Below are 26,968 nucleotides of genomic sequence, written 5' to 3'. Positions count from 1 at the left end.
CGGACGTGAGCGACTTCCCCCTTCCCCTGCCGCAGGACCGCGTCCCCGAGGACGCCCGGGAATGGCGTACGGCCGACACCGCCCGCTGGACGGCCGCCGTCCCCGCCCGGTGGTCCCATCCGCTGTGGGCGGTGATCGCGCTCTGCGCCGGTCTGGCCTGGAGCATCGCCGCCGCCCCGTACGAGGCGTGCACCACCGCCCAGCCCTGCGACACCTCCTGGACGTACGTGGCGCTCTCCGCCCTCGGACTGCTCACGCTGTACTGGATCTGGCGCCAGCCCCGGCTCGCGGTGGCGGGCCTCCTGGTGACCGGGGGCGGCGCGGTCATGGAGACCGGACTCACCGACGTCGTCACCGGCCCGGCGGACCTGGCGCTGCTCACCGCCCTGGCCTTCGCGGCCGCCGGACTCGTCCACCGGCTCGCCGCCACCCACCGCCAGCGCGCCCTCGCGGAGGAGGCGGCGGGCCCCGGACGGCACCCGCTGCCCCCCGAGGCCCGTCCCTTCCGCCGGGGCCGCTTCTCCTTCGCGCTGGCCTCCCTGCTGCTCGCCGTCACCGTGTTCGCGGTGTGGCGCGCCGAAGGCATCGCCACCGCCTACGAGGAACGCGCCGCCGGGGCGACCCGGGTCGCCGCCGAGGTCACCCGGATCGAGATCGAGGACGAGGACCTCTCCGAGCTGACGGCGGCCCTCCCGGACGGCGGCACCCGCACCGTCGGGGTGGTGTTCCCGGAGGACTACCCGGTGGGCTCCACCGTCGACCTGGTCGTCGACGGCGACTGGGCACGTCTCGTCGCCGAACCGTACGAGGTCGTCGGCTGGGAACTGCTGGCCCTCGTCACCGCCGTCCCCGGGCTGGGCTTCCTCGCCAACGGGACGACCGGCAACCGGCGCCAGCGACGGCTGGACACCGGACGGCTCCCGGTGCTCAAGGTGCTGGTGCGCGAAGGCCACGAGGACGGCCGCACCTGGGTGTACGCCGCCGACGACCCCCTGGGCCGCCACCCCGTGCTCAGCTTCAACTCCCTGTACACCTCCGACTCCGACGAGGAGGCCCGGTACGAGGACGGCCCGTACCCCGAGGACACCGGGAGGGAACCGACCGAGGAGGAGGCACGCGCCGCCCGGGAGGAGTGGGAGCGCCAGAAGGAGGAGTTCGCCGCCGTGCTCAAGGGCACCGACGCCCCGCCCCCGCTGCGGGAGGCCCTGCTCTTCGGAGCGCCCTGCGCGGGCGGCGAGACCGCCTTCCTGGCCCCGGCCCAGGAGGGCGGCGACGGCCCGGTGGAAGCCGAACGCAGCGTCACCCCGATCAGACCGGTGACCCCCGGACTCTTCGCCGCCGGTCCCTTCGCGCGCCGGGGCGGCCCCGCGCCGCGCCGGGCCGACAGCCGTGGCCGCTCCAGCGCCGAGGTCGCCCTCACCCTGACCCCCGGCCCGGAGCCGCTGACCTGGTCCGCCGACCGGGGTTCGCGCGCCCTGGGAGGGTTCCTGCTGCTCGTCCAGGGCGGCGGGATGTGGGCGCTCCTCGACGACGGCTTCTCCTGGCAGTGGCTGATCCTGCTGGTCGGCGTGCCCTGGCTGGTCCACTCGGTGTCCACCGCCCTCAACTGGCGGATCACCGCCGACCGCGACGGCGTCTGGATCTGCGGCGCCTGGCGGGTCCGTCACGTCCGCTGGGAGGACGTCGCCGCCGTCCGCCACCGCGCCGACGGCGTCGTCATCACGCTCCAGGACGGCGACGACATCGAACTGGCCCCGGTGGGCATCGGGGTCGACCGGCTCCGGGAGAGGGGCGCCGGATCGTCCGCCACCCGGGCCGCCGAGACCCTGCGCGCCCTGCTCGACCACCCCGGTCTGCGCCCGGCCGAGGCCGCCGGACCCGGTGAGCAGGGCATGCCGCTGGGCCCCGTGGTGGTGGCCCTGGCGGCCCTGTGGGCGGCCGTCGTCCTGCTGCTCTGAGCCCGGACGACCCGGGCGGCACCCACCACCCGGGTCCGTCCGGGCCGCCGTGGGTCCCGGGACGCGGCGCGATCTGAGTACGTCTACTCACGTGGCCGCGCCACCCGTCCGGCGACGATGGACACCGCACACCCCAGGGGAGGGACCCGTCCATGCTCAGCAGCCTCGCCGCCGCGACCGTTCCGGCGGTCGGCCGTCTGACGGTCACCACGGACCCGGACGCCGAACTCCGGCCGGGCAGTGTCGTCGTCGCCAACCACACCTCCCTCAGCGACCCGGCGGTGGTGCTCGCCGCCCTGCACCGGCTCGGCGTCCGCCCCGCCGTCCTGGCCACCGCCGGACTCTGGCGGATACCGCTGCTCGGCGCCGCTCTCACCCGGGAGGGCTGCGTACCCGTGCACCGGGGCGGCCCCCGGGCTGCCCAGGCCCTCGACGGCGCCGCCGAGGCCCTCGCGGCGGGACGGATCGTCCTGATCTACGCGGAGGGCGGGCTGCCCGACCGGAGGGACGCGGCGGAGGCGGTGCCCGGCCCGTTCCGCAGCGGGCTGTGGCGTCTGGCGGCCCGCACCGGCGCCCCCGTGGTCCCGCTCGGTCAGGCCGGGGCCCGGCGGCTGGTGTCCGGCGGTCCGGTCAAGCAACTCGCCGGACTGCTCACCGCGCCCGTGCGGCGCCCGTCGCTGCACGTCCACGTCGGTGCGCCGATCCGGCTGACCGGCGACCGGGCCACCGCCACCGAGGAGGCCCACCGCGCGGTCACCGCGGCCTGGCGCACCGCCGCCGGGCACCTCGGGGAGGAGCCGGTCCCGGCCGTCTGACCGCCGCCCGGCCCCATGGGTCAGCCGCTCCCCGGGCCCGCGCGCCAGACGAGGGTGTACCGCCAGAACAGCCGACGCCGCAGCCGGACTCCGGGCAGTTCCCGGCGGGCCTCCCGGGCGATCTCGGCGAACGTCATCGACGCCGGACGCACCGGGGCGGTCATCGCGACCGGTCGCCGTGCCCGGCGCCCCCGGTTCTTCCACAGCGCCATCGCCACGTTCGCCGGGACGGCGGCCGCCCCGAGCATATGGTCGGCGGGGGAGCGCGGCCGGGCGACGCCCACCACGACCAGGGTCCCGCCGGGCGCCAGCAGATCCCGGAACCGGGTGACGGCCTCGGTGAACGGCAGATGGTGGAGCGTGGCCACGCAGGTGATCACGTCGAAGGGGCCCGAGGGCGGTTCGGCCAGCGCGTCGGCGGCGGTGAAGGTGACGGGAAGACCGGGCGGGGTCCGCCGCCGGGCCTCCGCCACGATCGCCGGGTCGGCGTCCACGCCCCGCACCGAACGGCCCCGCGCCGCCAGCAGTCTCGCCAGGTCCCCGCTGCCCGAACCGACGTCCAGGGCGGCCCCGAAGCGGGCGGGCAGCCGACGCAGGATCCAGCGGTGGTAGTGGGCGTTGTGGTCCCAGGGGCGGGCCGCGTGGAACCTGTCGAGGGCGCTTCCGGCGTCCTGGGGCGGGGGAGTGCTCATGCCCGCAGTCCATCACCCGGCCCCCGCCCGGCCGATCCTTTCCCGCCACCTCCGGCCGCGCACCGGACACCTGGTCTGCTGACCCGCCGGATCAGGGACCGCGTACGACGGCCCTGCGGCAGGAGGTGTCGGTGACGGTGACGGTGAGCCGGGGGTCTTCGGGGCCGGGCGCCCACCGATGGACGGGGACCGGCCCGGGGGCGGGCGGGTTCCCGCCGTCGGAGAAGCGCGTAACCCCGTCCCGGGCGCGGGCCCGGTCCCGGCCCTCCTCCGCCGTCGGACACCGTCGGCACACCGACGACCCCTGCGCGTGCTGTACGTCGTGCTGTACGGTCGGGGCATGTCGAAGCCAGTGACGATCCGGGTCCCCGACGATCTGCACGCCCTGCTCCAGGAGCGGGCCGCGGCCGAGGGCACCACGGTGACCGCGCTCATCACCCGCGCCGCACACGCGGCGGTCCGGGACCCGCGTCTCGAAGGCGCGGCGGAGGTGTTCCGCTCCTTCGTCACCGACCACGCGGACGCCTTCGACCAGGCGTTCCCCGACGACGCGCGCGAGGACGCGCCGGGCCGGGCCGCCTGACCGTGGAGCTCTCCATCGACATCAGGTGGCTCCTGGAACGGCAGACCGAGGTCATGCCCAAACAGCCCGCCGTCCACGACTTCTCCGCGCTGGTGGCCGCCGTCGGCCGCCACCGGGTGAACACCCCCAAGGTCGGCGCCACCGTCGACAACGCCTGGCGCGCCGCCGTGCTGATGCACACCATCGTCCGGCTGCGCCCGCTGCCCGCCCGCAACGCGCTCTTCGGCGCGGGCATCGCGGTGGCCTACATGCACGCGGCGGGCGAGGGCATCGACGCCCCGTACGGGGCGCTCATAGACCTCGCCCGCGACCTGGACCACGGCAGCGCGGACGCCTACGACGCCGCCGACCGCATCCGCTCCTGGCGCATCTGAGCCGCCGTCACGGGCGTCCGGGCACCCGTCCGCCGGGCACGGAACGAGGGCCGCGCTTGACTTGGAGCGCGCTCCAGCAGGGAGTGTCCTTCCCGGAGCCCGGCGATCACGCGGGGCCCGGACCAGGGGGAGACCCATGCGATACCGCCGGATCGGCACCGACCCCGCCACCCGCCGCGAGGTGAGCGTGCTCAGCCTGGGCGCGATGCTCTTCGGCACGCGCACCGACGAGGCCACGTCCTTCGCGATCCTCGACCGCTACGCCGAGGCCGGGGGCACCTTCGTCGACACGTCCAACAACTACGCCTACTGGCTCAACGACGGTCAGGGCGGTGAGAGCGAACGGGTCATCGGACGCTGGCGGGCCAGCCGTGGCGTCGGCGACGAGATCACCGTCGCCACCAAGATGGGCGCCCGCCCCCTCGCCCCCGGCACCGGATTCGTCGAGAACCGCGAGGGGCTGTCCCCCGAGGTGATCCGCGTCGCCGCCGAACAGAGCCGCGAACGCCTCGGCATGGACCGCCTCCCGCTCCTCTACGCCCACGTCGAGGACCCGAAGACCCCGCTCGCCCGCACGGTCGAGGGGTTCGCCGCCCTCGTCGAGGAGGGCACGGTCGGGCTGCTCGGCGTCAGCAACCACTGGGCGTGGAAGGTCGAACGGTCCCGGGCGATCGCCGCCGCCGGGGGGCTGCCCGGCTACGAGGTCCTCCAGTACAGCCACAGCTATCTGCGCCGCCGCACCGACCAGCCCGACGCCCTCTCCCCGGACGGCGCGTACGGTATCGCCGACGGCGACGTCCTGAGCTACGTCCGGGACCACCCGGCGCTGGCCCTGGTCGCGTACACCCCGCTGCTCGGCGGCTCCTACGCCCGTGCGGACCGGCCGTTCGGCAGGGACTTCGACCACGCGGGGACCCCGGTCCGGCTGGCGGCGCTCAACGAGGTCGTCCAGGAGACGGGCGCCACGCCCAACCAGGTGGTGCTCTCCTGGCTGATCGGCGGCGAGGTCCCCGTCATCCCCCTGGTCGGGGCGTCCTCGGTGGCCCAGCTGGACGAGAGCCTGGCCGCCCTGGACCTGGAGCTGACCACTGAACAGCGGGCCCGGCTCGACGCGGCGTACTGACGGCGCCCGGGGTGCCCGGTCCGTCCGCCGGACCGGGCACCCCGCACCGCTCAGTGGTGGACGTGGCCGTGGGGGGCCCGGTTCCGGAAGGCCGCGCGGCGGTTCCACTCGTCGGCCGCGACGATCAGACAGGCGACGACCAGGACCACGTTCTTGAGGATGTACTGGCCCTCCATCGTGGGCACCGGTATCGCCCCGCCCCGCCACATCTCCTCGTGCAGCACGAAGAGCGCGGAGAACACCCCGGCCATGTGCGCGAAGAAGGCGACCAGGGTCAGCCGGAGCAGCACCCCGGTGACCAGTCCGATGCCGATCGCCGTCTCCAGCAGGGCGAGCATGGGGAGGATGACGTCCTGCGGCAGCAGCCCGAAGGTCAGCTTGGTGGACGCCCGGACGGCGACCTCCTCCGCCGGGCTGACGTTGGGGAACAGTTTCAGTACGCCGAACCACAGGAAGACCGCGCCGACCGAGAGCCGCAGCAGGAACGGCCCGAGCACCGTGACCCGCACGGCCGCGCCGTCGACCGCTCCGGTGCGGGGGCGCCGCGCGGCCCGGGGACGCACATGGGCACCCGTGGTGCGCCGGGGCAGCACCCGCTGCCCCACCGTGGAGACCCGGCTCTCGCTGGTGTTTCCTACCGTCATGGGAACTCTCCTGCCCGTCGGTGTGTGGGGGGCGGCGCCGACCCGCGGCTGCGCGCGGGGGCCGGTACCGAGGTACCGCCGCGTGGGCACTGCTGAGGAACCCGTGGCCCTGGGGTGAGGGGGTTCCGTCGAAGTGGACGCGGGGGTGGTGGGGTTGTCGCGGACCCGCTCCGGTGGGAGGCCGTGCGAGGTCCGGGCGGTGGTCGACCGCCCTGGTGTCAGAGGGAGTTCGGGCCGCCGGTGCCGGCCAGGAGCCGGAGGGGGGCGGCGGCCGTTTCCGTGGCGGAGAACGGGGAGAGCCCGAGCGGGCGCGTCACGGGGGACGGCTCGTCGGTGAGGGCGGGGCGGGAGGGGGCCGCGTGGGCGGCGGGCAGCCTCTGGGTACCCGGCATGGCAACTCCTTTTGCGTGGGGGGTCGCACGCCCTCGTACGGGATCCGACGGACCCCGCGCGAAGGCGGTGTGCGGGAGGGCCGGACGGCACTCTGGTGGTGGGGTACCAGTGGCCGACGTGGTGGGGGGCTCACCCGCGCCTATGCTTGGTCTAGACCATACTCCTTGACGCTTTCCGGTCAAGAGGAAAGTGTCGGCCAGTGCCCGGATTCGATCCCTCATCTTCCCACGTGAGGGGCCGGATGGGGACCGTCGGGTGGGGGTGCGGCGCCGGATGGCGGCGGTTCGCCCCCCAGCCTACCTGGGGTGACCTTGATCACAAGAGGGTATCCAGGTGATCGATCGTCAATGTCCTTACGGGTAAGGCAACTTACCCCGAACGAACCCCCTGCCGTCGCCCGTGGCCCCATGTTCTCCGTGGTGAATCGACGGGGTTTGGCCCGGTGGCACTCCTCTTCGGCGCTGAACACGACCGGATCCACCGCTCCTGGCGAGAACTGGTCTAGGGATTCCGATGTTCTGACCCTCCGTCAGTGTCGTGACCGTCCGTCACACGGCGATGCCTCCGGGTCGCCCCGGGGTCGTGTGCCCGGAGGGGCCGCCGTGCACCGGACGCCGCGTGGAACGCCCCTCGGGGAGGGGTCGGGATGCCGTCGGACGCGTCCGGCGCGCGCCGCGAGGCGGACCGCGCCCTCCGTCAGGGGCGCCCCGGGTTCGCGTGGCCCCGCCCCCGGACCGCTGCCGGCCCGTCCGGCCCCCCGTCCGACCCCGTCCGTGCGGACGGACCCCCTGGGTCGCCGTATGGCCTGAGCAGGTAGAGCGAGTGACCCATACGGGGTACTTCATCGTCATTTGTAAGATGAAATGATCATGCAGGGGGGAGGGTGTCCACCGTGGACGGAGCACCGGTGATCACGGAGGACACCCCGCATGAGACGCACCCCCGGACGACGGCCCGTACCGGCCGGCCGGCCCACCGGCGCCCTGACCACGGTCGGCTGCGCGCTGGGAGCCGGACTGCTCGCCCTGGCCTCCCCCCTGGCCGCCCCCGCGGCGGGAGCGGCCGGAACCCCGGACGGAGCGACGGGCACCACCGGACCCACCCGTACGACCCCCGGCGCCACCAACCCCACCCGGACCGCCCCCGGCCCGCACCGGACCCCCACCGGCCCTGACGGCACCCCGTCCCGCACCGGCCCCGCCGACGGCTCGCCCCGCCCCTCCGGCACCACCGCCCACGGAGCGTCGCACACCCACCCGAGGGGACGCGCCGACCTCGCCGTCGGCTGGGGACCCGCACCGGGCCCGTCCACCCCGCCGGGCACCACCGGGACGACGACCCCCGACGGCCCGGCGGACACCACGAACGGCGCCGCCGCCCAGACCGGCACCCACCACGGCCCCGGCGGCGCCCCGCCCGCACGTCCCCCGGCCCGGGACACCTCCCCGCCCCCCGCGACCGCCGCCCCCGGTACGCCCCCGGCCCCCGGCTCCGCGCCCCCCGCCGACCCCACCGGCCGACCGCCCAGGGCCGAAGCCGCCACGACGGCGGCCCACGACCCCACCTACACCTACCGCGTCTTCGTCGTGAACCACGGCCCCTCCCAGGCCGTGGACGTCGTCGTCACCGACCGGCTGCCCGACTCCCTCGTCTTCGTCTCCGCCGACGGCTGCACCGCCGACGGACGGACCGTCACCTGCGGCCCCCTGGCCACCCTCGACGTCGGCGCGACCCACACCTGGCTGCTCACCGTCCGCCCCGCCGACGACTACACCGGCGACGGCTCCGACATCACCAACACCGCCGTCGTCACCTCCGGCACCGAGGACCCCGACAGCGCCAACAACACCGCCACCCACACCGGCGTCCCCGTCCCCGACGGCACCGGCAAGGCCGACCTCGCCCTGGCCAAGACCTCCGTGCTGCCCCCCGGCCGCACCGACGCCGTCCGCCCCGGCGACCGGTTCGCCTACCGCCTCACCGTCCGCAACCACGGACCCGCCACGGCGGTCGGCGTCCAGGTCACCGACCCCCTCCCGGCCGTCCTCGGCTTCGTCTCGTCCCCCGACGGCTGCCGCACCTCCCCGGAGCACGACCGCACCGTGGTGTGCCCGGTGCGCGACCGCCTCCCCGCCGGAGCGTCGGTGACCTACGAACTCCTCGTCCGGGTCCGGGAGGACGTCACCCGGGGCGGCGGGGGAGGGGGCGGCGGCGGCCACGCCCACCACCGCCGGTGCGAGATCGAGAACACCGCCCATGTCACCGCCCTCACCCGCGACCCCGTCCCCGCCAACAACAGCAACCGCCCCGGCACCACCGGCCCCGGCGGAGGCCCCCTCTACCTCGAACGCCCCGCCAACGGCCCCCACCAGCCCCCCGAGCCCCACCACCCCCCACGGCCCGACACCCCGGACCGGCCCCACGACCCGGGCCGCCCCCACACCCCGGACCAGCTCGCCGAAACCGGCCGCGACGTCCCCGACTGGCTGCCCTGGACCGCCGCGCTGACCCTCACCACCGGCGGCGCCCTCGTCCTCCTCTCCCGTCGGCACCGCCACCGCGCCCCCGGGAAGGACACCCGGCCATGAGACGCCCCGCCAAGCGGCTCCTCCCCGTCCTCGTCCTCGCCCTGACCGCCGTCCTGGCCCTGCTCCTCACCCCGCCGCCCACCCCGGCCGCCGCGCACGCGGCCGCCCCCCGCGCCCTCAACTTCCCCGTCCACGAACCCTTCGACGGTCCCACCGGCAACCTCGGCACCCTCACCGGCAACGCCAGCTACCAGAGCGGCGGCTGGCTCCGCCTCACCAGCGCCGCCACCACCCAGGCGGGCGGCTGGGAGATGAACGACTCCTTCCCCACCAGCCTCGGGATCGTCGCCGAGTTCACCTACGCCACCTACGGCGGCACCACCTTCGACGGCAAACGCGGCGACGGCCTCACCTTCTTCCTCGCCGACGGCACCGCCGTCAACGGCACCGGAGCCCCCGGCGGCGCCCTCGGCTACGCCTGCGGCGGCGGACCCCCCTGCAACCGCTCCGGCGTCCCCGGCGCGTTCCTCGGCATCGGCCTCGACGAGTTCGGCAACTTCTCCTCACCCGGCGTCGGCAACGGCGGCCCCGGCTCCCAGGCCAACCGGTTCGTGGTGCGCGGCGGCGGCAACGGCACCACCGGCTACCGCTTCGGCACCTCCGCCGCGGGCCCGGGCGGCACCGTCGAGACCCGCGGCCGAGGCGACTACCGGGCCGTCCGCGTCACCGTCACCCCCAGCGGAAGCAGGCTCCTGCTGTCCATCTGGTCCGACACCGGCCCCGGCACCGCCTTCAACCAGCTCGTCACCGACTACGACGTCACCACCATCACCGGTCAGCCCGCCCTCCCCGGCACCCTCAAGGTCGGCTTCTCCGGCGGCACCGGCGGCGCCACCAACATCCACGAGATCGGCGACCTCAAGATCAACGTCCCCGCCGACCTCTCCGTCACCAAGACCGGCACCCCCGCCACCGCCCGCGCCGGGGACCCCGTCACCTACACGGTCACCGTCGCCAACAGCGGCGCCAACGCCGTCACCGGCGCCGTACTGCGCGACGCCGTCCCCGGCCTCACCAACGTCACCTGGACCTGCGCCGCGAGCACCGGCGCCCGGTGCGTCCAGACCTCCGGCAGCGGAAACACCGTGAGCGCCTCCGCCGACCTGCCCCGCAACGCCTCGGTCACCTACACCATCCGCAGCACCGCCCCCGGCACCCCCGGCACGCTCACCAACATTGCCACCGTCTACGCCCCCGCCGACCGCATGGACACCAACTCCGCCAACGACAGCGCCTCCACGACCACCACCGTGACCGCGCTCGCCGACGCCTCGGTGACCAAACAGAGCCTCGGCACCGGCCCCGTCACCCCCGGCCAGAGCTTCGACTACCGGATCACGGCGAACAACGCGGGCCCCTCCGCCACCAGCGGGGTCCAGATCACCGACACCCTCCCCGCCGCCCTCGCGTTCGTGTCCTCGTCCGACGGCTGCGCCGCCACCGGCCAGACCGTCACCTGCCCCACCACCGCCCTCGCCGCGGGCGGCTCCCAGGCATGGACCTTCCGCGTCAAACTCGCCGACACCTACACCGGCGACGGAAACGACCTCGGCAACACCGCGACCGTCCGGCACGCCGTCGCCGACTCGAACACCGCCAACAACACCACGGGCGCCGTCCCCCCGCCCGGCGGGGTCACCGAACCCCGCGCCGACCTGCGGACCGTCAAACAGACCGCGACCGGCACCCCCGTCTCCCCCGGCCAGACCTTCGACTACCGGGTGACCGTCACCAACGCGGGCCCCTCACTCGCCCGCGCCGTCCGCCTCACGGACCCGCTGCCCGCCGCCCTGGCGTTCGTGTCCTCGCCCGACGGCTGCACCGCCACCGGCCGGACCGTCAGCTGCGGCCCCGCCGCCACCCTCGCCGTCGGCGCCTCCACGAGCTGGACGTTCCGCGTCCGCCTCGACCCCGGGTACCAGGCCGACGGCACCGCCCTGCGCAACACCGCCACCGCCACCGCCACCACCCAGGACCCCGACCCCGCCAACAACAGCGGCACCGCGGGCGTCCCCGGAGCCCGGGTCACCCCGCCCACCGCCGACGTGACCCTCACCAAACACACCACCTGAACACCGGACACCCCCACCCCGAGGAACGGACCGATACGCCATGAGACCGAGCAGCAGACGAGGACGGCGGCGCCCGCGATCCGTACGGAGAGCCGTGGTCGCCGCCGTCCTGGCGGTCGCCACCGCCCCCCTGTGGCCCGCCACCGCGACCGCCCTGCCCCCGGCCCCCGCCCGGGTCGTCACCCAGCTGGGCGCCCTCGCCCCGGCGCTCGCCGCCGACACCCCGCCCGGCGGACTGGTCACCTACACCCTCACCGCGCGGAACAACGGTCCCTCCGTCGCCCGTGACGTCCTCGCCTCGGACACCCTCCCCGAGGGACTGGAGTTCGTGTCGTCCGCCGACGGCTGCACCGCCGCCGGACTCAACGTCACCTGCGGCCCGGAACCCGAACTGACCGTCGGCGAGACCAAGACCTGGACGTTCGTGGTCCGTATCGACCCCTCCTACCAGGGCGACGGCTCCGACCTCGGGAACACCGCCACCGCCACCTCCGAAGCCGTCGACCCCGACCCGGACAACAACAAGACCGACCCCGTCTCCCCGACCGGGCCCTTCGACCCGGTCTCCGACCTCAACACCCTCAAGACGGCGATCGGCACCGGCCCGACCGTCCCCGGCGAGGACTTCCAGTACCGGATCTCCGTGGAGAACACCGGACCCTCCGACGCCCGGAACGTCACCGCCACCGACAACCTCCCCGCCTCCCTGACGTTCGTCTCCTCCGGTGACCCCTGCACCGCCACCGGACAACGCGTCACCTGCGGCCCGCGCGGAGTCCTCCCGCCCGGCGACACCGTCTCCTGGACCTTCCGCGTCAAACTCGCAGACACCTACACCGGCAACGGCACCGACCTGCGCAACACCGCCACCGCCACCTCCGACTCCGAGGACCCCAACCCCGAGGACAACACCTCACCACCCGTCCTCCCGCCCGGCGGGGTCACCCGCCCGCAGGCCGACATCTGGGTCACCAAACGCCCCACGACCACCACCGTCATCGCCCCCGGTGAAACCTTCGACTACGCGGTCACCGTCACCAACGACGGCCCCTCCCGCGCCGTGAACGTCACCGCCACCGACACCCTCCCCGGCCCCCTGGCGTTCGTGTCCTCGCCCGACGGCTGCACCGCTACCGGCCAGAACGTCAGCTGCGGACCACAGGCCGCGCTCGCCCCCGGCACCTCCAGGACCTGGCGCTTCACCGTCCGCCTCGACCAGGCGTACCGGGGCGACGGCTCCGACATCCAGAACGTCGCCGTCGTCGACTCCGACACCGACGACCCCGCCACCGGCAACAACACCAGCCCGCCCGCCGGACTCCCCGGCAGCGCCGTCAACCAGCCCTACGCCGACCTGTCGCTCACCAAGGAACCCGTCGGCACCGTCTCCCCGGTCCCCGGCCAGCAGTTCTCCTACCGCGTCACGGTCACCAACAACGGCCCCTCGGCGGACGCCTTCAACATCCGGCTCACCGACGACCTGCCCGCCGGACTCACCTACGTCTCCTCCTCACCCACCGGCTGCACCGTCTCCGGCCAGGCGGTCTCCTGCCGCCGCACCACCCCCCTGCGGGTCGGCGAGAGCGTCGAGTACGTCCTGACGGTCCGGGTCGACCCCGCCTACAAGGGCGACGGCAGCGACCTGCTGAACACCGCCCACGTCACCGCCGACAACATCGACCCGGCCAGCGAGAACGACACCGACACCGCCACCGTCCCCGGCGGCACCGTCGCCCCGCCCTCGGCGGACCTCGCGATCGTCAAACGACCCGTCACCTCGACGCCCGTCGCCCCCGGCCAGACCTTCGAGTACCAGGTCACCGTCACCAACAACGGCCCCTCCCAGGCGGAGGACGTCACCGTCACCGACGTCCTGCCCACCGCCCTGACCTACGTCTCCTCCGACGACGACTGCCTCTCCGGGGAGACCGTCGTCTGCGGCCAACTGCCCACCCTCGCCCCCGGTGCCTCCGTGACCTGGGTCTTCCGGGTCAAGCTCGCACCGGACTACACCGGCGACGGCACCGACATCCGCAACACCGCCACCGTCCACTCCGTCACCCGCGACCCCGCCCACAACAACAACAGCAGCACCACCGGAACACCGGGCGGCACGGTCACCAAGCCGACCGCGGACCTGGAGATCACGAAGGAGACCCCGTGACCCCCACCCCCTGAACCGGCACCCGCACGGCCCGGGGCCCGTCCCGCCCACCCGGCGCGACGGGCCCCGGGCCGCGCCCGCCGCACCACACGGCCGCCGGGGGACCCCCCGGGGAACGACCCGGACCCCACCCCGCACGACGGCCGCCGAGTAACCCGGGGAACGGCCAGCACTCGCCCCCGGGGAACGGCCAGCATCCGCCCCCGGACCCGACCAGCCGCCCCCGGACGGCACGAAGACGGAGACGGCGGACGTCCGCGAACCGCCCGGGGACACGACCCGCCGACGCCGAAGCGGAACGGCCACGGAACCCCCGTCCGCCCGTCACCGCCTCCGCACGTGCAGGACATGAGCGCCGAGCGGCAGCGGACGACACCCCACCAGCCCCAGACCCACCGCCTCGAACAACCCCGCGTACTCGTCCAGCCGCCGCTCACGCCCCCCGGTGTTGCACAACATGTGCAGATCCCACGCCGTCGCCAGCGACGGCGCCCCGTCCCCGGGCAGCACCCGCTCGACCACCAGCAACTCCGCGTGCGACGGCATCGCCTCCGCCACCCCCGCCAGGATCCGGCGACACCGCTCGTCGTCCCAGTCGTGCAGCACCCGCGACAACAGGTAGACGTCCCCCGCCCCCGGCACGTCCCCGAACTCCCCGGCCACGAAGGCGCACCGCCCGCCCACCCCCGTCGCCGCCAACCGCTCCCGGGCGGCCTCCACCACACGAGGCCGCTCCAACAGCACCCCCCGCAACGACGGATGGGCCGCCAGCACCCGCCCGAGCAGCTCCCCGGTACCCCCCGCCACGTCGACCACCGTCCCCGCCCCGCGCGCGGCGGCCGTCAGCACCGGATGCGACGGCAACGGGCCGAACATCCGGGAACCCGCCGCCATCGACCGGTCGAACACCGCCGCCAGTTCCGGATCCCGGGCGAACCGCTCGAAGTGGTTCTCGCCGTGCAACCGCTCGAACCCCGGCTCACCCGTCCGCACCGCATGCCCCAGTTGCGCGAACGACTCGTAGAACGGCCCCCCGTACATCACCGCCAGCGACCGCATCGACCCGGCCGCCTCCTCCCGCAGCAGCATCCCGGTCCCGGTCAGCCGGAACCCGTCCCCGTCCCGGGCCACCACCCCCAGCATGGCGAGGTACCGCAACAACGTCCCCAGCGCCCCCGGCCGCGCCCCGACCAAGCGCGCCAGCCGCTCCGCACCCAGCGGCACCTCCGGACTCATGGCCTCCGGCAGCCGCAACTCGACGCACACGGCGAGCGCCCGCGTGGTCCAGGCCCCGGTCAGCAGCCGCAGCAACTCCTCCGCCCGGACGTCGTCCGGGGCCGGGGCGGCGCCGGGGGAGCCGTCGGACCCCGGCCCCGGACCGGAGGACGGCCGGCACTCCGCCAGATGCTCGGCGAGCGCCTCACGATGGTCCCCACCCGCGTACAGCTCCAGCCGCCGCAACCCGCTCCCCGCCCCCGGGGACGCCGCGAAGTAGAACACCGTCCCGCCCTCGTGCGGGTTGTACCCGCCGCCGTCCGCGACCGCCCCGTACCGGGCGAAGACCGCCCGCAGCCCCCGCAGCACCAGCGGATCGGGCCCGTCCACCTCGAACGCCAGATGCGCCTCGTGGCCGTGGTCCCGCTCGTGCGCGGCGACCGCCGACAGCTCCGACCCCGGTGGCACGGTCAGGGCGAACACCTCGACCGCCCGCCGCTCCCCGCGTGGGCCGTTCACCATGGGCCGCAGGATCCTCACGTCCAGGCCGTCGGGGTCCAGCCCGTGACGCGTGGCCAGCCGGTCGCGTACCACGACGCTCGGCCGGGACCCCGCGCCGTCGGCGAGCCCGCACCCGGCCAGCCCGGCCCGCAGCGCGGACTCGTGGACGGGGAAGACCACCAGCGCGCTGTGCGCGAACCGGCAACGCTCCGCCACTGCCCGCAACTCCGCTCCCACCAGCCCGGGCAGTACCCGGGACAACAGGACGGAGGTCTCCTGCTCGCGGACGAAACCGGCCGCCGCGCGCAGCCGTTGGACGTCGTCGGGCGCGAGACCGGCCGCCACGACAGGGGTACTCATCGTCATCGGGAAGAAATCCTCAGTGAGGGACGAAGGAAAGGAAGGAGAGAACGGGAGAAGGAGAGGAACGGCGAAAGGAAAGCGGCGAAAGGAAAGCGGCGAAAGACGGTGGCAGAACAATGCGGGAGAAGAGACAGGGAGAGACCGCACGCCGACACGCCTAAGACATCGTTTCTGTTGGCTTGATCGTTCGTTGAACTGTGTGTGACGGATCTGGTTGAGCGTTTGGTGCCGGATGAGTTGTGGGTGCTGTTCCGGCGAGTGGTGCCGCCGACGGAGAACAGGCGCCCGCAGGGCGGGGGCAAGCGGCGGGCCGGTGACCGCGAGGCCTTGGCGGCGATCGTCTTCGTGGCCACATCCGGCTGCACGTGGCGGCAGTTGCCCCCGGTGTTCGGCCCGTGCTGGCAGACGGTGTACCGCCGCTTCGCCCAGTGGAGCCGGGACCGTGTCTGGGCCCGGCTCCACCGCGTGATCCTGGACGAACTCGGCGCCCGCGGAGAGCTGGACTGGTCGCGGTGCGCGATCGACTCCGTGAGTGTCCGGGCCGCAAAAGGGGGCCACTGACCGGACCGAATCCGACCGACCGTGGCAAGCTCGGATCGAAGATCCACCTGATCACCGACCGGAACGGACTGCCCCTGTCGCTGGGCATCTCGGCCGCGAACATGCACGACAGCCTCGGCCTGATGCCCCTCGTGCGCGGCATCCCGCCCATCCGCTCCCGCCGCGGACCACGACGGCGCCGCCCGGCCAAGCTCCACGGCGACAAGGGTTACGACTACGCCCACCTGCGCCGATGGCTCCGCGGCAGAGGCATCCGCCACCGCATCGCCCGCAAGGGCATTGAGTCCTCCCAGCGCCTGGGCCGCCACCGCTGGGTAGTCGAACGCACGGTGTCGTGGCTGGCCGGCTGCCGACGACTCCACCGCCGCTACGAACGCAAGCCCGAGCACTTCCTCGCCTTCGTCGGCATAGCCGCAGCCCTCATCTGCCACCGCAGACTTACCAACTGAAACAACGTCTAAGCCTAGGCGGGAAACAGCGGCTATGCCCACGCGGTGGGCGCCGCCGTCCGTGGTGCATCCGCCCGCCGTAGCCTGGTGTGGACTGCCCGGTGGGACGGAGAAGAGAGGCCACACCCGGGGGTGTGGCCTGGGTGAACCGCTGTGGTCAGTGGGAGTTGTCGGCTGTTCCCGGTCGTAGCAATTCCGACATGCGGTTGAGTGCTTCGGCGGTCCGGGCCTCCTGTTCCTCTTTCGGCAGTCTGACGAAGGCCAGCTCGGATGTGCACCGTTCACGCAGGTCGTCCCGGTCGAACCAGCGAAGAGGGTGACGGGGATCGCCGGGGTCGTAGACGCTTTGTCCGTACGCCTCCATGAGCGTCAGGTCATACCGCCGGTGGCCGTGACTTGCGTCCGGCGGGAGGAGGCCGCCCGCCATGCGGTTCATCCAGTCCTCCCGGATCGCGTGCTCGTCATCGGGCTCGTCGGCATCGGGGTCGTAGCCGAACACGTCATCTGCGTTCCGAAGTCCGGGGAACATGTCAAGGACGTCGCCGATCTGAGGCGGGTCGGTGTTCTGGATGACGATCCACAGGGCGTACTCGTCGGCCAGGCACTGAGGGCGCGGGACACGCCCTTTCCCCAGTTCGCTGCCGATCCGCATGATGCGCTCACCCATGCGCACCAGCCAGTGGTTGCTGACCTGGGTGAGAGCCAGTTCAGGCAGCTCGCGCAGGAGGCCGACATCCCGGATTGTCGCCTCGCCTTTCAGGTAGGCGGCGAATTCGTAGTTGAACGAGGTGTCCAGGTGCAGCTTGCCGTCCCGGGTGGGGGCGAAATCGGAGAAGTCGACGGTGTTGGCCAGGGCCATGGCGTCTGCCGGGGTGAGCGGCTCACCGGTGAAAGACCTGTTGAACAACTGCACGACATCACTGACCGACTGGTCGATCTCGACGCGGTCTTCGGCCTCCGGAGTGGCCTCGGCATCAGTCAGCTGCCTCAGCGCTGTGACGCTGAGCTTCAGCGCCCGGGCGAATCCTTGCAGGTTGCCCGCCCGGAACCCGTCCAGTGCGCTGGCACTGTCTGCGCTGTTCTCGAAGCGCCGCCAGGTCGCCAGAGATACGTCAGCGCGCCGGGCCGTCTCCTGCTGTGTGAGGTTCAGCTGGGCACGGCGCCGCTTCACCGCGTTGTTCGCCGATTCCTTGGCCATGCTCGCCCCTTCGCGTGTCCGACAGCTAATCTCCATTGAGATTAGCACTCATTGAGTGCTCATTTGATGTTGGGTGGGAGTTGGTCGTGGTACAGGACAGGGACGGCTGGCTGCCGACCGGAACACCGAGCCGGCACGGAATCCCGGGCAGGGGCTGGACTTGAATCTCAGCGCGCGCAGGACGGGAGAGGTGGATGTCGCTGTCTGGCGCTCTCCCGAGGGCGCCGCGGACACGACGCGGTGCGCAGGGGGAAAGGGAATCTCGGCACGTGCCAATCTGAACCAGGCAGGCCACGTGCCAGCTGTCTGACGAGAAGAACTGCCGACGTTCGGTGGTCGGCAACCTGGTGGGGAAACCTGCGTGTGCTCTTCAGCCCCCGTGCGCTGCGGACAGGGCTGTTACTTCGGCCTCCGCACGAAGCCCTGGCGGCCCGGCAGGCTGCGGGCCCGGATGTCCGAGCCCTGGTGCAGGATGAAGGCACTGCGCTCCGCATCCCTTGCGGGGAGCCAGGCCGGGTCTGCTGCGTCAATTGGGGGCGTTCGTGTTCCAGCGTCATCTTCACCGTCACGACGATGTCAACCTGGTGATGTCCGCGCTGGGAGAAGACCCTCAGCGCCTACCGGTCCTGATCGCCTTGGGCACGACATTGCGCGGGGACGTGGCTTCGGCACTGCGGGAGGTCATCGCGACCGGAGCGTGGCAGGACGACGTACGTGTCCGCAGCGCTGTGGCCCACTGGCGAGAGGAACCCCGCTTCCAGGTCTTTCTTGAGCACGGGCTGGAAAAGCGCCGCGACCGGGGCCCCAAACACGAGCACCTGGACGCCGCTCTGCTGACGTTCCCCGAGACCCGCGCAGCCCTGTACCGGGTGAGCGCTGCGGGATGCCCGCAGCACTGCCGCACCGAGCGTGACCTCCTCGCCGAGGACCGGCATGTGGATGACTACCGGCAGGCACTGTTCGGCTGGTACGCCGCTGTCCAGCACGCGCACGCCTGCGTGGTGAGGGCAGCACGCTGGTTCGCGGACCCGCAACGGTCCGACTCCCGCCGACCGGAGACCTTCACCGACTGGATGAGCGGAACCCAGCGCCGTGACCGGGGCGGGACCGTCCAGGAAGCGGAGCCGACTGCCGCGCGCGCCGTGCAGGAGATCATTCTGATGATGCAGGCATGGAGTCCGCACACCTTCGAAGCCATTGAGGTGGCTTTCCAGAAGGCTGAGGGAGAAGACGCGTCCCATGGCTGGGGCGGCAGCTTCGAGCCCGCCGGCCGGTATGAAGCCCAGGCGGCCGCAGAGGCCCTCGCGAGTGTCTTGTCCTCGGAGGAACGCCAGCATGTCCGGGCGGTCATCGACGGGATCGAGAGCGACGACGAGTACCGTGACATGCACCTTGCGAAGGACGCCACGCTGGCCTGCACCAGCAACCAGCACCGCGTCTTCGGCGCCGATCCCGGCGAGCGCGAGGACTGCGCCACGGCTCGAGGCCGCGTGTACGAGAAGGCATCCCAGTCCTGGACCGAGGGTGTCGACCGCGCGGCCGACACCGCCCGGCTGGCCCGGTTCCTTCTTGGACCCCATACCGACCGAATTCAGAACGCCCTTGCCGCAGCCCGGACCGCCGTCACCAGAGACACCGCAGAGCGGACACCGCAGATCTGGCACGACAACGCCGAACCTCTCCGGGAAGCCCGCGAAGCCGCAGGACTCGATCTCCACGACACCGCCAGCCACCTCGGCATCAAGCCCGCCACACTCCAGCGCTTCGAACAGGCAACCGGAAAGCTCCCCGGGCGCCCGGTCTCCCTCGGCTACCTCCAACTTCTCACCCTGACCTGCACCCAGGCGGGCCGCCCCGCTCCCGCCTGCATCCCGCAGACCATCTCCCAGCCGGTGATCTCACTGCCGACCACCCTGTAGCACGCCACCACGGCATACCCCCTGCCGTCACACCACCGTGATGTGAGGAACCCCCGTGTTCGAAGAGGTACATCACCGGCCCTGCGGACGCCCCACCAAGTCCGGCAGCCCCTGCCGTGCGCAGTTCTCCGGTCCGGGCTTCGCCTGCAAACTGCACACCACCGACCACGAAAGAGCCCTCGTGGAAGCCTATGAGCAGGGCCTTCAGGCCGGCCGGGCGCAGGAAAGGGAGTGGAGACAGCGGGCCGATACCGCGCAGGTCGAACACCTTGAGCACCAGATACGGACCCTGCGGGAAGAACTCGACGCCAAGAACCGCCGCTTCGAAGTCGACGGCCACCAGGCCGTCACCGTCGACGGCTACGGATACCGCTGGAGCGGCCCCGGCACGCTCGAGGTCGGCGACCATGTGCTCCTGCCCGAGAACAACGTCAGCACCCTGCGGCACGGCCCGGGCCCCTTCCCCGGGACTGTGACCGAACTGGGCACCACCTACACCGGGACCCTCAGCACGGTCATCTCCCGGACCCCTGCCACCCCGCGGCAGACCAGCTGACACCACACGCCCACGCCAACCGGCACCCGAACCGACCAGCAGAGGTCTTCCGTGAAACGCGAGCGCGCCACCACCCTCCTGAACGACATGCTCGACCGCCTGGAGAAGGGAGGCTGGCCCCTGGACCTCGTCGACGAGATCCTCGTCTTCGGCTCCTACGCACGCGGCGCGCTGAACCCCTCGGACGTCGACACGGTCGTGGAACACCGCAGGGACGACCGCCTCGTCTCCGAGTTTGTCCACGCCCTGTCCTACGGCCGCGACCCCTCCGCCTCGATGAAACGCGCACTGAAAGGCAACAGCCGCGGTCTGCAGATCCACTTCGGCGAACGCAAGACCCTCGAAGAGGAAGGATTCGAACTGACCCTGCTATGGACACGGGGCGAACCCATCGACACCGCCCGCGCCCGGCTTGCCGCCATCACTCCCGACCCTGCCGCAGGCCGGGCCCCGCGCGACCACATGATCGAAGCCTTCGACGGCATCGACCGCTGGGTTCCGCGCCCGGTCCGCATCGATCTCACCGACCTAGCCGACCGCAAGGCCGTCACCATCCGCCAGCTCCAACTCCCCGACACCGAACCCGCCCACCCCGCAGCCCGAGAGGCCCTCACCCGCTGGGTCGACACCAGCCCACTGCGCCGTGCCGCGGCAGCCACCCTCGCCCACCTCGAAGCCACCTCCCGCCCCCTCGACTCCGTCTACCTGCACGGCGAACCGGTCATCGGCAGCCGTTACAGCAACACCACATGGCAGACCGGCGTCGGATTCGGCTGGAACCACTACCGCAGCATCTCCCACCACCTGCAGGAGGGCACCGACTGGTTCGAGGTCGTCCGCCCCACACGGACCCAGCCTCTGCACACCCTCCACATCGCTGTCCAGGACCGCTCCGCCCTCCCCCGCCGATGACCGGCCTCTGGCAGCGGGAGCGGTCCTTATTCGAAGGGCCGTTGCCCCGCTGGGGGCGCACCCTGAACGCTGCGGTGGACGGCTGTTTGAGCCTCAGTCCGCGGACGCCGGAGACGTCAGCTCGTCCGGCGCGGCAAGACGCGGGGCGATTGCTGCGGCGACCATGCCGCAGGACAGGTACATACCGATGGTGTGGCAGCCGACCGGTGCCATGTGCCCGATATCGTCAGTGTCCACGCCGTCGAACCGGACGGACAGCGACAGGGGAACTCGAGGTCGACCCAGCGCAGCGGGTCGGCGATTGCCGGTCGCGCAGCAACGCGTTGGCCTGTTCACAGGACCGGCCGCATGTCGCAGTCTGCGTGGGAAGTCCGTAAAGGGCCATGGCCATTGATGCCGCCGGACCCGGGACGCACGGTGGTGCCGGTTCCGGCGGCTTTCGAAAGGTCGCACCTGCGCCGTGGGCTCAGGCGACCGCGTGGCATGGTGGCCGTCAAATCGCCACACCGCAGCCCACCGATCCTGGTGAACTTCGGTACCCCAATATTGCGTCACCGTGTAGCCGTTCACGCAGATCAGAGCACCAGAGGAGGGTTTCGCGCCACGGAGGCGGCGGCCTGAACAGGGCCACCATCATCGCAGATAGCTCTGTCGTGGTCACTTAATGATGTGAGATGGAGAGCCGGATGACGCTGTCGTCTGACGATTTGCAGTATTACCGCCGCGTGCTGATCAGCGCGGCTGTTCGTGCCGGGTGTTCGCACACCTGCCGCTACGAGGAGCCGGCCGCCCGACGGGAGATCGCCCGGATGACCGGGGTCGTCATGTCGGTATGCGGCCCAGGCCGGGGCCCGAACACACCGGCGGCGCTCATCGAGGCCCTGCATCATCCCCTCGCACGGATCGCTCCCGGCCTGTTTGCCGACAGCCAGACGGGCTCGCTGACGGTACTCGACGGCGGTGATCTCAGCGACGACGTGTACGCCGAGGGATGTGAGGACATCGTCGAGCTGCTCAGCGGTGGCGTCGACCCCGCGCGCCGCTGGCTGCCCACCTGGGCGTGGATGCACGGCGAGATGGTGGAACGTGAGGCGTTCCAGCTGATCAACGAGGGTGCCACCGAGCACGAGTACACCGCGCACAGGTACTTCGTGGTCAAGCAGCCCGCAGGCGGGGAGCGGCAGCTGGCAGAGCTGTTCAGTTCGGCGGTCGGCATGCGCAAGTCCGTGCGCTACGTGCCGATCCCGGCGGACCAGGTGTTCCGGGGGAAGTGGTGGTGGCCGTGCCCGATGTGCAAGTGGCCGATGCACATCGACGGCGACGAGGTGCGCCGCCGCTTCCCGCTGCACAACGCGGTGTACTTCGTGCGTGCCGATTCCGCGAAGGGGCGTCCGCTGCTGCAGCGGCGGGACGGCGGCGTGCCGCGGCAGCCGGCGGCGCGGCCCTGTTACCGGGAGGGGCCGAACCGCAGCATGTGCGTGGAGACCGCAGTGTGGCGGCACATCGTCATCTCCGGAGTCTCCGAGATCTACCTCTTGCAAGTCTGTAGGGGAGTGTCAGTTGAGAATCGTCATTTGAGCGTCAGTGGTATGGGCCCGGTGACCTGGCGGTTGGCGCTGACGGATGGTGCTCATCTGGTGCTGACATGAGTGACGAACGGCCATGTCATTCTTGTGCAGACTGCTATAGCGGGTGGCGAGTTTGCGCTGGTCAGAGGCGTCCGATCGGGAGAGGCCATCTGTCCCCGCGGGCCTGTCACTTGTGCGCGCGGATGGTGTGGTGGTCGGCGGCCCAGGGGTATGCCGAGGAGGTCGCACGGCCAGGCCGGTTCGCGACGGACTTCGATGTCTTCGTCGGCTGGGCAGGCCGCCTGTGCGGTCACTCCGGGAAGGTCACTGCGTGTTCCAGCCAGCCAACCGCCTTCAGGTCCCGGGCTAGCCAGCCGTAGGCGAGGTTGGTGGCCTGACGTTCCAGCCCCGTCGACAACTCCTCGTGATGCACTGCTGGGCGATGGAACACCGAGGCGTGGTCCTCTTGCAGACTGCTCCACAGGGAGCTGGGGATGTTCGGCTCCTCGGCGAGGTCGAACTCCACTGCTGGCGCATCCTGCATACGAGATCCGGCATTGGTGCGCAGGGTGTAGGCAACGTTGGCGCTGTAGGCCTTGGTGTTACCTGGCTCCGGCATGATCACTAGGTGTATTGACCCGGAGTGTTGTTGACGCGGCTGATGGGCGGGTGTCCGTCGAGTGCGGTGTGGCAGCGGTGGTGGTTGTAGGTGTGGAGGAAGTCTGCCAGGGCTGCTGTCCGCTCGGTGTTCGAGGTGTAGGGCCGCTGGTAGGCCCACTCCTCGAGGAGGGTGCGGTTGAAGCGTTCGACCTTGCCGTTGGTCTGCGGCCGGTAGGGCCGGATCTTCTTGTGGGCGATACCGGCCGCGGTGAGGGTCTGGGTGAACAGCTTGGCTTTGTAGCAGGAGCCGTTGTCGGTCAGGACGCGTTCGACGGTGATGCCGTGGGCGGCGAAGAACGCGTTCGCCCGCTGCCAGAAGCCGATCGCGGTGTGCCTGCGTTCGTCGGTGAGGACTTCGCTGTAGGCCAGGCGGGAGTGGTCGTCGACGGCGGAGTGGATGTAGCTGTAGCCGATCACTGGCGTGCTGCTTCTGCGCTGGCCGGTGGTGGCCTGGCGGTTGCGGTCTCCGGCCGTGCGGCCCACGATGCGCCAGCCGCCGCCGTCGGGAATGTTGCCGAGTTTTTTGATGTCGACGTGGACCAGTTCGCCGGGCCGGTCGCGTTCGTAGCGGCGGATCGGTTCGCCGGTGGGCCGGTCGAGCCAGGCCAGCCGGTTCAGGCCGTGGCGGGCCAGGATCCGGTGGATCGTGGAGGCGGGCAGGCCCAGGATCGGGCCGATCCGGGCCGGGCCGAGTTTGCGGCTGGTCCGCAACTGGCAGACACGTGCCTCGACCGTGGCGGACGTGCGGTGCGGGGTGGTGCGGGGTCGGCTGGAACGGTCGTGCAGGCCCGCCTCTCCTTCGAACCGCCAGCGGCGGAGCCATTTGTGGGCGGTGGGACGCGATATGCCCATCTCCGCGGCCACATGCGCGACAGGGCGGCCGGCGAGGACACGTTCGACCAGGATCCGTCTGCCGTGAACGGTCAGCCGGGCATTACGGTGGGACACGAAGACCTCCGTGTGGTGAAGCCTAGACACCTCCACCACACCGGAGGGAGGTCTTCGCCATGATCAAGACCAACCAGCGTTAACAACGCTCGTGATCAATACAACTAGGCCGTCGGCGCGGACCGGGAAGATGCTGTACAGGCCGAGCGCGGCCCCGAACCGGGGAAAGTTGTGCTGCACCAGGTCGCGGTAGCCGGCGAGGGCGTCGCGTACGATGTCCTGGGTGATGGATCGGGTCAGTTCGGGGGAGTAGGTCTGCCAGAGGTAGCGGCCTTCCCCTGGGCGGTCGGCGGGCGGGCGCGGATCGGTGAGCTTGTCCTCAGGCAGGTGCTGCAACTGGGCGTGGAGCCAGCGGACGTCGGCGGAGTCCACGGTGTATCTGCCCCACTGCCACCGCGACCATCGCGTTGTCTCGACATGCGCCATCAGCGCATCCACCTCCGGCCGGAGGTCCTCCAAGGAGATCTCCCGGCCGAGTCTGCCGGGCCGCCCCTTCCCCATGATCTGCTGAGCGAGGAACCATGCCCGTTCGGCCGCCAGGGGAGAGGCGGCGTCGACCGGGAGGGTGCGGTTCTTCACCCGGCGTGCCAACGGCTCACGCAGCCGGTTGCGGGACCATACCCAGCGAGTCAGGGGTGCGTCGGAGACGGGGAAGCTTTGGCGGTCATGGAATTGCGCCATGGGGAAGGACTGCCAGGGGTGGATGTCTGGCCGGACGACGAGATCGGCGTCCAGGACTCCCTCACGGGCCTGCGCGACGGTCATCCACCTGTCCTCCTGATCCATGAGTACACCCCACGGCGCGAGCGCGCCCTGATCATGCGGCGCCAACAACTTCCCCAGCTCGCCCAGCCCTTCAAGCCACGAGAGCGTCGCCTCACGCAGCCGGCCCCCTATCGCGAGAGCCGGCTCGGGGTCTTCGTCGCAGGCTCCGGCCGATCCGCCCGCCGGTCCGTTCGTGGAAGCCGGCGGCAGCGGGCCGGTGTCGTGATCAGATGTGGTCTCGTCAAGGACCCAGGATGCGGCTGCTGGGTTGGTGCAGGCCAGGCGGCGCAGGAACTCCTCCGCGCAGCCACTGGTCGCGGTCTCCACGGCGAACGCGATCGCGTATCGCCAGCGCGGGAAGTGTTCGGCTCCCGCAGCGGTTTCGAGCTGTGCCTCCTCGTCTTGCAGGGCCTGCGCGGCGAAGTGCTGCTCGAACAGGGGGAGAGCAAAGCGCAGCAGTCCGTCGTCGTGGACGACGAGCCCGGTCGCTTCCAGTTCCCAGATCACGTGCTGGCGGGCGAAAGCGCTCGCTGACACAGGGCTTTGCTGGTCCAGGATGCTGGCGGCGAGTCGGGGCAGGCTTGCCCATACCTCCGGTGAGGCTTCGGGGTGTTCGCGCTGGAGGATGGCGCGGGCCAGTCCTGACAGCAGTTCACGCGTGGAGACCTGCGTGTCGCCGCCGGCTCGCAGACGGCTGGCGAGGGCGTGGACTTGCAGGGGACTGGTCAGCAGCTGCTGCATCTCGTGCGTGTCCAAGCCGGGCACGTAGTCCTCGTTCAGCACGGTGTGCAGCAGGTCCCAGCCCCGCTGTACCGGCCATGCCGGCACGTCGAGGCGTTCTGCCGCATCCACGTTGCCCGCGCCCGGGCGGGTGGTCGCCAGGATGTGTACCTGGGGCCAGGTTGCCACGAGTCGGCGCGCGTCGGTGAGGAGTTGGTCGGCCCTTTTCGGGCTCACCGCGTCGAGGTTGTCCAGGACGATCCGGCAGTCGCGCACCGGATCGGCTCCCAGTGCCTCCTGCACGGTCCCGGCCAGCGTGGCTGCGACCTCCCGTGCCTCCAGCCACACAGGAATTTCGACCTGCGGATCCGTCCAGGCCTGGGTCAGTCCCTCGCTCCACCAGCGTTCCGCCTCCTCGCTCTTGCCGGCCCCCATGGGGGCTACCAGGACACGCAGCGCGCCCGCAGGCACCTCTACCACCGGATCGGCTTGCTCTGTCCTCCACTCCAGCGCTGCCTCTACTCGGTCGGCGGGGGTAGCGCGCAGGCGGACGACGGTGCGGGCACGGCTGCTGTTCGATGCCAGGGCCAGCGCCTCGGCGCGTGAGCGTGAGCGTGCCGAGAACGGCAGCAGAGCCGTCAGCCGCTCCAGGAGGTCGTCCGTGCCGAAGGACGCGGCGGCGACCTCGGCTGCTTCGGTGTCGCTTAGAGTCCGAGCCACAGCCTGGGAGTGCGTCTGGATCTGCTTCCTTTTCCAGGTGCGCAGGCGATCCGCCGGATAGTGCTCCGGCGTGGCGTCGATCTCGAAGGCATGCCGTCCGCACAGCGGGATGAGGTTGTTGAAGCTGCGGTTGTCTTCCTCGCTCATCTCGGGATCCCACCGAGGTCCGCCTTCGCTGCGGGCATGGATGTGCGCGACCTGGCTGTTGAGGACGCGCTGGCCGGTGGCCGGGTTCTCCCGGTACAGCGGCTCCCCGCAGTCGGGGCAACCACAGGTCAGTGCGGTGGCATACAGCTCCTTGAAGGTGCTCTCCGTGGGAGTGGCATGCCGGCGGGGAACACGGCCGGCAGACGGGATGTCGGAACCCATGTGCACAGTGTGACGGGCCCGCCGCCACCCGCGCAGACAGAACGCGCCGCGCTGCATCCGGCTTTACCTCAGGCTGATCCGGTCAGGATCTGGGCCGTGGCCCTCCCGGCTGGCTTCGTGGGCAGCGACGGCGGGCTC

22 protein-coding genes are annotated in these 26,968 nt (G+C 71.8%); 13 read left to right on the top strand and 9 right to left on the bottom strand.

What is annotated here, in order from left to right:
• Positions 1-5 precede the first annotated feature (5 nt).
• Positions 6-1,958, top strand: a complete 1,953-nt coding sequence (locus tag ACVWNX_RS00330) for a hypothetical protein (protein ID WP_454411796.1) — start codon at positions 6-8, stop codon at positions 1,956-1,958.
• Positions 1,959-2,110: 152 nt separating this feature from the next.
• The gene (locus ACVWNX_RS00325; protein WP_454411795.1) at positions 2,111-2,773 is read left to right on the top strand and encodes a lysophospholipid acyltransferase family protein; all 663 of its coding nucleotides are present in this window, start codon (positions 2,111-2,113) and stop codon (positions 2,771-2,773) included.
• A 20-nt stretch (positions 2,774-2,793) separates the two neighbouring features.
• Here the strand turns inward: ACVWNX_RS00325 and ACVWNX_RS00320 are convergent, their stop codons facing one another.
• Positions 2,794-3,465, bottom strand: coding sequence for a class I SAM-dependent methyltransferase (locus ACVWNX_RS00320; protein WP_454411794.1), 672 nt, complete (start codon positions 3,463-3,465; stop codon positions 2,794-2,796).
• Positions 3,466-3,805: 340 nt separating this feature from the next.
• Here ACVWNX_RS00320 and ACVWNX_RS00315 point away from each other — a divergent pair, with 340 nt between their 5' ends.
• The 3 genes from ACVWNX_RS00315 to ACVWNX_RS00305 all read left to right on the top strand — a co-directional run bounded on the left by ACVWNX_RS00315 (position 3,806) and on the right by ACVWNX_RS00305 (position 5,545).
• Positions 3,806-4,048, top strand: coding sequence for a ribbon-helix-helix protein, CopG family (locus tag ACVWNX_RS00315; protein WP_454411793.1), 243 nt, complete (start codon positions 3,806-3,808; stop codon positions 4,046-4,048).
• A gap of 53 nt (positions 4,049-4,101) precedes the next feature.
• Positions 4,102-4,422 (top strand): toxin Doc, encoded by a 321-nt coding sequence (locus ACVWNX_RS00310; RefSeq protein WP_454415025.1) that lies wholly within the window; start codon positions 4,102-4,104, stop codon positions 4,420-4,422.
• A 136-nt stretch (positions 4,423-4,558) separates the two neighbouring features.
• Positions 4,559-5,545, top strand: coding sequence for an aldo/keto reductase (locus tag ACVWNX_RS00305; protein WP_454411792.1), 987 nt, complete (start codon positions 4,559-4,561; stop codon positions 5,543-5,545).
• Positions 5,546-5,595: 50 nt separating this feature from the next.
• Here the strand turns inward: ACVWNX_RS00305 and ACVWNX_RS00300 are convergent, their stop codons facing one another.
• A complete protein-coding gene (locus tag ACVWNX_RS00300) occupies positions 5,596-6,189 on the bottom strand; it encodes a DoxX family protein (protein WP_454411791.1) in 594 nt (197 codons plus the stop codon).
• Between the two features lie 218 nt (positions 6,190-6,407).
• On the bottom strand, positions 6,408-6,581 hold the full coding sequence (locus tag ACVWNX_RS00295; RefSeq protein WP_454411790.1) for a hypothetical protein: 174 nt from the start codon (positions 6,579-6,581) through the stop codon (positions 6,408-6,410).
• 930 nt (positions 6,582-7,511) lie between these two features.
• Here ACVWNX_RS00295 and ACVWNX_RS00290 point away from each other — a divergent pair.
• The 3 genes from ACVWNX_RS00290 to ACVWNX_RS00280 all read left to right on the top strand — a co-directional run bounded on the left by ACVWNX_RS00290 (position 7,512) and on the right by ACVWNX_RS00280 (position 13,406).
• Positions 7,512-9,170, top strand: coding sequence for a DUF11 domain-containing protein (locus ACVWNX_RS00290; RefSeq protein WP_454411789.1), 1,659 nt, complete (start codon positions 7,512-7,514; stop codon positions 9,168-9,170).
• Positions 9,167-11,242 carry a hypothetical protein gene (locus ACVWNX_RS00285; RefSeq protein WP_454411788.1) on the top strand — a complete coding sequence of 692 codons (2,076 nt, stop codon included), beginning with the start codon at positions 9,167-9,169 and terminating at the stop codon, positions 11,240-11,242. Before ACVWNX_RS00290 ends, ACVWNX_RS00285 begins: the two co-directional genes overlap by 4 nt.
• A 94-nt stretch (positions 11,243-11,336) precedes the next feature.
• Positions 11,337-13,406, top strand: coding sequence for a DUF7507 domain-containing protein (locus tag ACVWNX_RS00280; protein ID WP_454411787.1), 2,070 nt, complete (start codon positions 11,337-11,339; stop codon positions 13,404-13,406).
• Between the two features lie 324 nt (positions 13,407-13,730).
• On the opposite strand, the gene ACVWNX_RS00275 is transcribed toward ACVWNX_RS00280, so the two are convergent.
• A complete protein-coding gene (locus tag ACVWNX_RS00275) occupies positions 13,731-15,488 on the bottom strand; it encodes a methyltransferase (protein ID WP_454411786.1) in 1,758 nt (585 codons plus the stop codon).
• 207 nt (positions 15,489-15,695) lie between these two features.
• On the opposite strand from ACVWNX_RS00275, the gene ACVWNX_RS00270 reads away from it, so the two are divergent.
• A protein-coding gene (locus tag ACVWNX_RS00270) for an IS5 family transposase (RefSeq protein WP_454415024.1) occupies positions 15,696-16,495 on the top strand; the annotation gives its coding sequence in 2 pieces (ribosomal slippage) (positions 15,696-16,034 and positions 16,037-16,495; 798 coding nt in all).
• Positions 16,496-16,652: 157 nt separating this feature from the next.
• Here ACVWNX_RS00270 and ACVWNX_RS00265 read toward each other — a convergent pair.
• Positions 16,653-17,693: a helix-turn-helix domain-containing protein gene (locus ACVWNX_RS00265; RefSeq protein ID WP_454411739.1), complete on the bottom strand. Its 1,041-nt coding sequence runs from the start codon at positions 17,691-17,693 to the stop codon at positions 16,653-16,655.
• A 542-nt stretch (positions 17,694-18,235) separates the two neighbouring features.
• On the opposite strand from ACVWNX_RS00265, the gene ACVWNX_RS00260 reads away from it, so the two are divergent.
• From ACVWNX_RS00260 to ACVWNX_RS00250, 3 genes are read left to right on the top strand one after another with little or no spacing between them, the layout of a single operon-like run.
• Positions 18,236-19,612, top strand: a complete 1,377-nt coding sequence (locus ACVWNX_RS00260) for a helix-turn-helix domain-containing protein (RefSeq protein WP_454411740.1) — start codon at positions 18,236-18,238, stop codon at positions 19,610-19,612.
• A gap of 55 nt (positions 19,613-19,667) precedes the next feature.
• Positions 19,668-20,168: a FliH/SctL family protein gene (locus ACVWNX_RS00255; protein ID WP_454411741.1), complete on the top strand. Its 501-nt coding sequence runs from the start codon at positions 19,668-19,670 to the stop codon at positions 20,166-20,168.
• Between the two features lie 51 nt (positions 20,169-20,219).
• Positions 20,220-21,080: a nucleotidyltransferase domain-containing protein gene (locus tag ACVWNX_RS00250; RefSeq protein WP_454411742.1), complete on the top strand. Its 861-nt coding sequence runs from the start codon at positions 20,220-20,222 to the stop codon at positions 21,078-21,080.
• A 93-nt stretch (positions 21,081-21,173) separates the two neighbouring features.
• On the opposite strand, the gene ACVWNX_RS00245 is transcribed toward ACVWNX_RS00250, so the two are convergent.
• A complete protein-coding gene (locus ACVWNX_RS00245; RefSeq protein WP_454411743.1) occupies positions 21,174-21,317 on the bottom strand; it encodes a hypothetical protein in 144 nt (47 codons plus the stop codon).
• 449 nt (positions 21,318-21,766) lie between these two features.
• Here ACVWNX_RS00245 and ACVWNX_RS00240 point away from each other — a divergent pair, with 449 nt between their 5' ends.
• Positions 21,767-22,729 carry a pPIWI_RE_Y domain-containing protein gene (locus ACVWNX_RS00240; RefSeq protein WP_454411744.1) on the top strand — a complete coding sequence of 321 codons (963 nt, stop codon included), beginning with the start codon at positions 21,767-21,769 and terminating at the stop codon, positions 22,727-22,729.
• Positions 22,730-22,958: 229 nt separating this feature from the next.
• Here the strand turns inward: ACVWNX_RS00240 and ACVWNX_RS00235 are convergent, their stop codons facing one another.
• The 3 genes from ACVWNX_RS00235 to ACVWNX_RS00225 form a co-directional block, all read right to left on the bottom strand.
• On the bottom strand, positions 22,959-23,273 hold the full coding sequence (locus tag ACVWNX_RS00235; RefSeq protein WP_454411745.1) for a hypothetical protein: 315 nt from the start codon (positions 23,271-23,273) through the stop codon (positions 22,959-22,961).
• Positions 23,273-24,256: an IS481 family transposase gene (locus tag ACVWNX_RS00230; RefSeq protein WP_454411746.1), complete on the bottom strand. Its 984-nt coding sequence runs from the start codon at positions 24,254-24,256 to the stop codon at positions 23,273-23,275. The genes ACVWNX_RS00235 and ACVWNX_RS00230 overlap by 1 nt, the downstream gene beginning before the upstream one ends.
• A gap of 63 nt (positions 24,257-24,319) precedes the next feature.
• Positions 24,320-26,830 (bottom strand): NACHT domain-containing protein, encoded by a 2,511-nt coding sequence (locus tag ACVWNX_RS00225; protein ID WP_454411784.1) that lies wholly within the window; start codon positions 26,828-26,830, stop codon positions 24,320-24,322.
• Between the last annotated feature and the right edge of the window lie 138 nt (positions 26,831-26,968).

The organism is Streptomyces sp. JNUCC 64 (genome assembly GCF_054484115.1).
This window is presented reverse-complemented; position numbering and strand designations above follow the sequence as displayed.

What these genes read in the sequence shown, in the direction of transcription:
- ACVWNX_RS00325 (WP_454411795.1), top strand. Translation starts at nt 2,111, where the DNA reads ATGCTCAGCAGCCTCGCCGCCGCGACCGTTCCGGCGGTCGGCCGTCTG.
- ACVWNX_RS00320 (WP_454411794.1), bottom strand. Translation starts at nt 3,465, where the DNA reads ATGAGCACTCCCCCGCCCCAGGACGCCGGAAGCGCCCTCGACAGGTTC.
- ACVWNX_RS00315 (WP_454411793.1), top strand. Translation starts at nt 3,806, where the DNA reads ATGTCGAAGCCAGTGACGATCCGGGTCCCCGACGATCTGCACGCCCTG.
- ACVWNX_RS00310 (WP_454415025.1), top strand. Translation starts at nt 4,102, where the DNA reads ATGCCCAAACAGCCCGCCGTCCACGACTTCTCCGCGCTGGTGGCCGCC.
- ACVWNX_RS00305 (WP_454411792.1), top strand. Translation starts at nt 4,559, where the DNA reads ATGCGATACCGCCGGATCGGCACCGACCCCGCCACCCGCCGCGAGGTG.
- ACVWNX_RS00300 (WP_454411791.1), bottom strand. Translation starts at nt 6,189, where the DNA reads ATGACGGTAGGAAACACCAGCGAGAGCCGGGTCTCCACGGTGGGGCAG.
- ACVWNX_RS00295 (WP_454411790.1), bottom strand. Translation starts at nt 6,581, where the DNA reads ATGCCGGGTACCCAGAGGCTGCCCGCCGCCCACGCGGCCCCCTCCCGC.
- ACVWNX_RS00290 (WP_454411789.1), top strand. Translation starts at nt 7,512, where the DNA reads ATGAGACGCACCCCCGGACGACGGCCCGTACCGGCCGGCCGGCCCACC.
- ACVWNX_RS00285 (WP_454411788.1), top strand. Translation starts at nt 9,167, where the DNA reads ATGAGACGCCCCGCCAAGCGGCTCCTCCCCGTCCTCGTCCTCGCCCTG.
- ACVWNX_RS00275 (WP_454411786.1), bottom strand. Translation starts at nt 15,488, where the DNA reads ATGACGATGAGTACCCCTGTCGTGGCGGCCGGTCTCGCGCCCGACGAC.
- ACVWNX_RS00265 (WP_454411739.1), bottom strand. Translation starts at nt 17,693, where the DNA reads ATGGCCAAGGAATCGGCGAACAACGCGGTGAAGCGGCGCCGTGCCCAG.
- ACVWNX_RS00240 (WP_454411744.1), top strand. Translation starts at nt 21,767, where the DNA reads ATGACGCTGTCGTCTGACGATTTGCAGTATTACCGCCGCGTGCTGATC.
- ACVWNX_RS00225 (WP_454411784.1), bottom strand. Translation starts at nt 26,830, where the DNA reads ATGGGTTCCGACATCCCGTCTGCCGGCCGTGTTCCCCGCCGGCATGCC.